A 5,813-nucleotide genomic window follows, 5' to 3' on the forward strand; every position below is an offset into this window, starting at 1 on the left:
AGATCGCCACGTTGTCTCGTACATACAAACACTCGATATTTATTCGCATTCATAGTGTCTCGATCGCTAATTAAGTCCATAATATGAGTTAATACTCGTATTGCCAACTAGCTTTCTGTTTAGGTGTGTTTATGCCCAGCAAACCTGTCACAACGCCCCGTAAATTGCCACGACAAGATCGATCTCGAGTTACCGTAGAAGCGATTCTAGAAGCAACGACTCGTATTCTGGTCGAGGAAGGCTATGACAAAGCCAATACCAATCGGATTGCCGAGCGTGCGGGGATTAGTATCGGTTCGCTAGATCGATACTTTCCGAATAAAGAATCCCTAATCGCAGCGTTAATGGAGCAACACGCACGGGAAATGGTGGCATTGATAGAAACAAAACTCGATCGATTATTTGACTCGCCATTAGAAATAGTCATCCCCGAAATCGTCACCGCAGTCATTGCGGCTCATGCGATCGATCCCAAGTTGCATCAAGTATTGAGTGAAGAAATTCCTTACTCGGAACGCTCCCCACAAATGCAACAAGCGAACGAGCGCATTACCGCAATATTGCGGACATATCTCGACAAGTGGCGAGATGTCATTCGTCCTCAAAATATCGAGCTGACAGTCTTTATGCTCAGTCGGACTGTTGATGCGCTATGCCATTCAGCCGTAATCGAACATCCTAATTTCGTTGTCGATAAACAGTTTGAGCGCGAAGTTTCAGATTTATTACTGTCCGATCTAACTAGAGATCGAGTGGTAGCGGAGCCGAAGCGGGACTCATCTCTAGCGCGCGAACTTCTGAATCCTGACTTCTAACTTCATTTAATTGATGCAACGTATCGACAAAGTCGCGGATGCCTTGAAACTGACGGTAGACAGACGCAAATCTGACATAGGCAACTTCACTCAATGGGCGTAATTCTCTAAGTACCAGCTCGCCAATTTCGGCTGTTGTCACCTCTCTGAGGGCGCGTCCTTGCAACTGCGATTCAATATCATCGACGATCGATTCTAGCGTTTCGGGGGTGAGTCCGGTTTTTTGACAGGCATGGATGATTCCTCGCAGCAGCTTGGATCTGTCGAAATATTCGCGGCGGGAGTCCTGCTTGATAACGGTGACAGGGACAAATTCTAGACGTTCGTAAGTCGTAAACCGATGTTTGCAACGCAGACACTCTCGCCGTCTGCGAATACTCTGTCCGGCTTCTGTCGATCGAGACTCTAAGACTCGACTATCTGTATATTGGCAGTAAGGACATTGCATTGGGGCGTTAGGAGTGGGGAGTTGCGGCTGAAATCACGCGGAGGTTTCCTCCGCATGTGTTTCAGTCAAGACAGGGAGCGGTGAGACAGGAGCGGTGAGACAGGAGGACTGGGGGACTGGGGGACTGGGAGCAGACGGTCTTCAAACTCTATTCACTATCCACTGAAACCTAAAGCCTAAAGCCTAAAACCTAATCAAGCCTAAAACCTAAATAATGCCTTAAAAAGCAAAATCTGAGCTGATTAGAGATGTCTCTAGATTAGCTCAGATCGTGACTAAACTGAATTGTCGGTTACTTTTTGCGGGGAATCTTAGCTGGTTCGCGAAACGCGATCGCAAAAAAGACTGTACCCAAAGCCAATGTCGTTACCAAAATATAAATAGTTGCTTCCATGGTCAGAATCCTACGGGATAACTTTTAGTTTAACAAACAGCCAGGGCATCGAGGGAATATTTAGTTGGGTAATACCAAATTTACTGCCCCCGACACCCAAATTTCTAGGCTTCTTTGCGACGAGTGGTTGGGTCGCCCAATTTCTGGAACAAACCGAACTCAACTTGTTCTTCCATATCAGCTTCTACACCAGCAAATACGTCGCGGTAGATCGTCCGCGAACCGTGCCAGAGATGGCCGAAGAAGAAGAATAAAGCGAATACAGCATGACCGAAAGTGAACCAACCGCGCGGACTAGTCCGGAATACACCGTCAGATCCGAGTTTTTCGCGATCGAATTCAAAGATTTCGCCGCCTTGAGCTTTACGAGCATACTGCTTGACTAAAGCGGGATCTTTAATGGTTTGACCATTTAAAGCACCACCGTAGAAACTAGCAGTAATCCCAGCTTGCTCGAAGCTGTATCTCGATTCTGCCCGACGGAACGGTACGTCTGCACGAACCACGCCTTCAGAGTCAGTCAAGACTACAGGGAAACTTTCAAAGAAGTTAGGCAGACGACGCACGCTCAGTACTCGACCTTCAGAGTCTTTAAATACTGGGTGTCCTTGCCAACCTTGCGCGATCCCATCGCCTTTATTCATTGGCCCCGTCCGGAACAGACCGCCTTTGGCGGGGCTATTACCGACATAGTCATAGAATGCCAATCTGTCAGGAATTGCCTGCCAAGCTTCGGATTCAGTCTTACCATCTTCGACGCTGCTTTGAACGCGACGCTGAATTTCCTGTTGGAAATAACCGCTATCCCACTGATAACGCGTCGGGCCGAATAACTCGATCGGCGTAGTAGCATTTCCATACCACATGGTTCCCGCAACGATGAATGCTGCAAAGAAGACTGCGGCAATACTCGAAGAGAGCACGGTTTCGATGTTTCCCATCCGGAGAGCTTTGTAAAGGCGTTCCGGCGGACGCACCGTGAGGTGAAATAATCCCGCAATAATCCCGACTGTCCCCGCTGCAATGTGGTGCGCGACTACGCCACCAGGATTGAACGGGTTAAACCCAGATGGCCCCCATTCTGGTGCGACTGGTGCGACATGCCCAGTAATCCCGAATGGATCGGATACCCACATCCCTGGGCCGAATAGACCCGTCAGGTGGAACGCACCGAAGCCGAAGCAGAGTAAACCAGACAAGAACAAGTGAATCCCAAACATTTTGGGCAAATCTAACGCAGGTTCGCCTGTCCGAGGATCTGTGAACAGTTCCAAGTCCCAGTAGACCCAGTGCCAAATCGATGCCAAGATCAACAACCCAGACAGGATAATGTGAGCGGTAGCGACACCTTCAAAAGACCAGAAGCCAGCATCTGCTGCTGATTCACCTGGGACAATACTCCAGCCGCCCCAAGATTTGGTAATCCCAAGCCGTGCCATAAACGGCATAACAAACATGCCTTGTCGCCACATGGGGTTGAAAACTGCGTCACTAGGGTCGAAGTTTGATAGTTCAAACAGAGCCATCGAACCAGCCCATCCAGCAACTAAAGCTGTATGCATTAAATGCACCGATATCAGCCGACCTGGATCATTCAGGACGACTGTGTGCACACGATACCAGGGTAGTCCCATCGACTACGATCCTCCTTAAAATAGGTGTCTACGAAAATTCTTATTTTTTCAATAATCTCATGCATTATGTTATCCGCTTCCCACCTCAGAGGCAAGGCGATCCTGCCATATTCATTCTGGGCTGATCGATCGCCTCAAACCGCCACATAACAAGACGCATCGTGGTTCCAGCACTTTTGTAAATCCGATTTTAGTTAAGATTTGTCCTCAGAATGTTTACAAATGTTAATAATAGAAGGTAGGGATTAAAGGGTGGGGGTTAGGGCAATTTTAGGCTCGATCGATCTGCGCGGAGACAACTCATTTACACACTAGAGCTGTAACAGTAGTGGAAGTATTTCCAGAGTGCCAAGAATTTATCAACTTGGTATCGTCTCTGCTCTAAACTTCGACGTCCTCGTTTGCTGCGCCAATCGCTTGTGATGTCGTCAGTACCATCGCGGTACTGCTATTGACGACAAAGCCGAGCCGCTCGTAAAAATGTTGATGGTGAGTGGTGAATAAATAAATGCGTTCGACTCGCTGCATGTAGGGATGAGCGAGTATTGTTTCGACTAATTTGCGGCCTAAGCCAAGGCGTTGATAATCGGGGTCGATCGCCACATCCCAGATTCCTGCTCGATAAATGCCATCGGAAGTCGCTCTAGCAAACCCAATTAATTTGTCTTCATCCCAAGCCGATACTACTGGTTCGCTGCGATCGATAGCAATTTGGAGATCTTCGACTCGTCGATCTGCCGCCCAGAATGCACTTCGATTCAGCAGTTCTTGCAGTTGCTGGATGTCGATATCTTCACTGCGATCGCAAAACCGAATGGAGTGGACGTTCATTGGCGCACTAAATGTTTGAGTAGTTGATGACTAGCAATGCTGTTACCTACTCTAAATCATCCCCAGCAAACTAATGATGTTCAGTTATGAAATTAATACTTGCCGAGTAGGTGTATAGATATAAAAACTGGCCGTTAGGACTGAATCGTTGTCTAAAAGCCCTGCTATGGATAACATCGCTATGAGTTGCCTTCTCCAGTGATGTGACGCATGATGAGATCGAATTTACTCTCTAGCGAATCAAACCGCTGATTCATTTCCTTCTTGAGATCGTCAACTTCGTCGTAGAGGCGGTCGAATTCGATATTAAGTTCACCCCAAGTAACTTGAGTATCTTCGAGTCGGTTGACTCGACGGTTAATAGTCCTTAATTGGCGATCGATCCGGCGATCGTTTGGTTCGTTGGCTTGTGTCATGTTAACCTCGAAGTAGTTATAAGTTAGATTCGACCACCTTGGTGGCTCACTTCGCCTTCGCGCTGCCGATCGCAGTCTATCGATCGATACAACCCTCTTCTTCACTGGTAGGGGCTATTTCGATTATATGGGCACCTACTAAAAATTTACCCACAGTTTTCAACCAATATGTTGAAAACACAACACAGAAGACTTTTCATCATTTTGGAAGGAAAGCCCAATATCGAGATACTGGGCACTACAGCTAATTCGATAAGATCGATCGAGCCTTTCTGTTTCTAGCTATTGTTTCTACCTATCTCGATTGACATCTTGATGCAGAAAGCAAAATTCTCGGTTTTCAGAATCGTAATATGTGACATCATTGCGGCAATCACAGTAACAGCAGCAATTATTTGAGGGGAAGTGGATCTCTTCATTGGAATAGCGCACTTGCTTGTTTTGCATAATTTTTTACTTGTTTTTGTGGACTTAGACATCGATCGCTCGGTCATGAACCTAAACTTGGTCGGAGTTTGTAGTTTTTTGGGCATGGGTGATAATGGGGGTGAATTTATTTTTTCTAGCTTCGAGTGAATAGCTTGGGGCTATTTTTGTGCATATTGGCTGGGGTCGCTGGCAAGGCTGAATTGTTTTTTATTATACGAAATTTAAATCTATTTGTCACGAATTTTTACGAACCAATTTAAGCTTGATTTTCTACGTGATTTGCTTGACACTGCTAAATAAATCGCGCTGAATTTAAATAATAAACCGTACAACTTGCTTGCGATATGCGATTTACCGCTTTTAAGTGTATTTAAATATAAATACATTGAAATATGTCTTTGCTGCAAGTATAGCAAGTTAAAAAGTAAGCTAATAAACAAGTATTGCCAGTGACACCAGCTTGTTGTTCTGTTAATTTGTTAATAAGTTAACAACGATTGATAGCGATTTTTTGACTCAGAAATCCACGAACAGACATTCTCGATCGATCGCGTGCAAACAAGTCGAAATTAATACTTACCTACTCGGTATATAGACACAAAAAATCGGCTGTTAGGACTGAATTGGTTCCTAAAAGCCTTACTGTGTCTTTGTATTTTAACTAAATGGAGCCAAGCGGGTTCGAACCGCTGACCCCTTGCATGCCATGCAAGTGCTCTACCAACTGAGCTATGGCCCCATATAGTCCTCAATCTACTCGATCGCGTTTCCGCTTGTCAAGGGATGGCGATCGAATGTCAAAATATCTCGGCTGTCCGATCGTAGGGAAACACCCTCATGAGCTAG

The 5,813-nt window shown here is 46.0% G+C and carries 6 protein-coding genes and 1 tRNA gene; 1 reads left to right on the forward strand and 6 read right to left on the reverse strand.

Annotated features, from left to right (window positions below; translation table 11 throughout):
- Positions 1-131 precede the first annotated feature (131 nt).
- Entirely contained in the window at positions 132-815 is a 684-nt protein-coding gene (locus RMO84_RS02760; RefSeq protein WP_310486924.1) for a TetR/AcrR family transcriptional regulator, read from the forward strand.
- Here RMO84_RS02760 and nrdR read toward each other — a convergent pair.
- From nrdR to RMO84_RS02790, 6 genes are all read right to left on the reverse strand, one after another.
- Complete coding sequence (nrdR, locus tag RMO84_RS02765; protein ID WP_310486925.1) at positions 742-1,263, reverse strand: transcriptional regulator NrdR; 522 nt, start codon at positions 1,261-1,263, stop codon at positions 742-744. The two genes, RMO84_RS02760 and nrdR, sit on opposite strands and share 74 nt — an antisense overlap.
- A 292-nt stretch (positions 1,264-1,555) precedes the next feature.
- Entirely contained in the window at positions 1,556-1,657 is a 102-nt protein-coding gene (locus RMO84_RS02770; protein WP_310481817.1) for a photosystem II reaction center protein T, read from the reverse strand.
- Between the two features lie 104 nt (positions 1,658-1,761).
- Complete coding sequence (psbB, locus tag RMO84_RS02775; protein ID WP_310486926.1) at positions 1,762-3,291, reverse strand: photosystem II chlorophyll-binding protein CP47; 1,530 nt, start codon at positions 3,289-3,291, stop codon at positions 1,762-1,764.
- 381 nt (positions 3,292-3,672) lie between these two features.
- A complete protein-coding gene (locus tag RMO84_RS02780; RefSeq protein ID WP_310486927.1) occupies positions 3,673-4,122 on the reverse strand; it encodes a GNAT family N-acetyltransferase in 450 nt (149 codons plus the stop codon).
- 179 nt (positions 4,123-4,301) lie between these two features.
- The gene (locus RMO84_RS02785) at positions 4,302-4,538 is read right to left on the reverse strand and encodes a hypothetical protein (protein ID WP_310486928.1); all 237 of its coding nucleotides are present in this window, start codon (positions 4,536-4,538) and stop codon (positions 4,302-4,304) included.
- A gap of 1,095 nt (positions 4,539-5,633) precedes the next feature.
- Positions 5,634-5,706, reverse strand: a tRNA-Ala gene (locus tag RMO84_RS02790).
- Positions 5,707-5,813: the final 107 nt, after the last annotated feature.

Source organism: Chamaesiphon sp. VAR_69_metabat_338 (genome assembly GCF_031423935.1).
Lineage (GTDB): Bacteria > Cyanobacteriota > Cyanobacteriia > Cyanobacteriales > Chamaesiphonaceae > Chamaesiphon.

Coding starts and splice junctions, on each gene's coding strand:
- nrdR (WP_310486925.1), bottom strand. CDS start 1,263: ATGCAATGTCCTTACTGCCAATATACAGATAGTCGAGTCTTAGAGTCT.
- RMO84_RS02780 (WP_310486927.1), bottom strand. CDS start 4,122: ATGAACGTCCACTCCATTCGGTTTTGCGATCGCAGTGAAGATATCGAC.
- RMO84_RS02770 (WP_310481817.1), bottom strand. CDS start 1,657: ATGGAAGCAACTATTTATATTTTGGTAACGACATTGGCTTTGGGTACA.
- RMO84_RS02760 (WP_310486924.1), top strand. CDS start 132: ATGCCCAGCAAACCTGTCACAACGCCCCGTAAATTGCCACGACAAGAT.
- psbB (WP_310486926.1), bottom strand. CDS start 3,291: ATGGGACTACCCTGGTATCGTGTGCACACAGTCGTCCTGAATGATCCA.
- RMO84_RS02785 (WP_310486928.1), bottom strand. CDS start 4,538: ATGACACAAGCCAACGAACCAAACGATCGCCGGATCGATCGCCAATTA.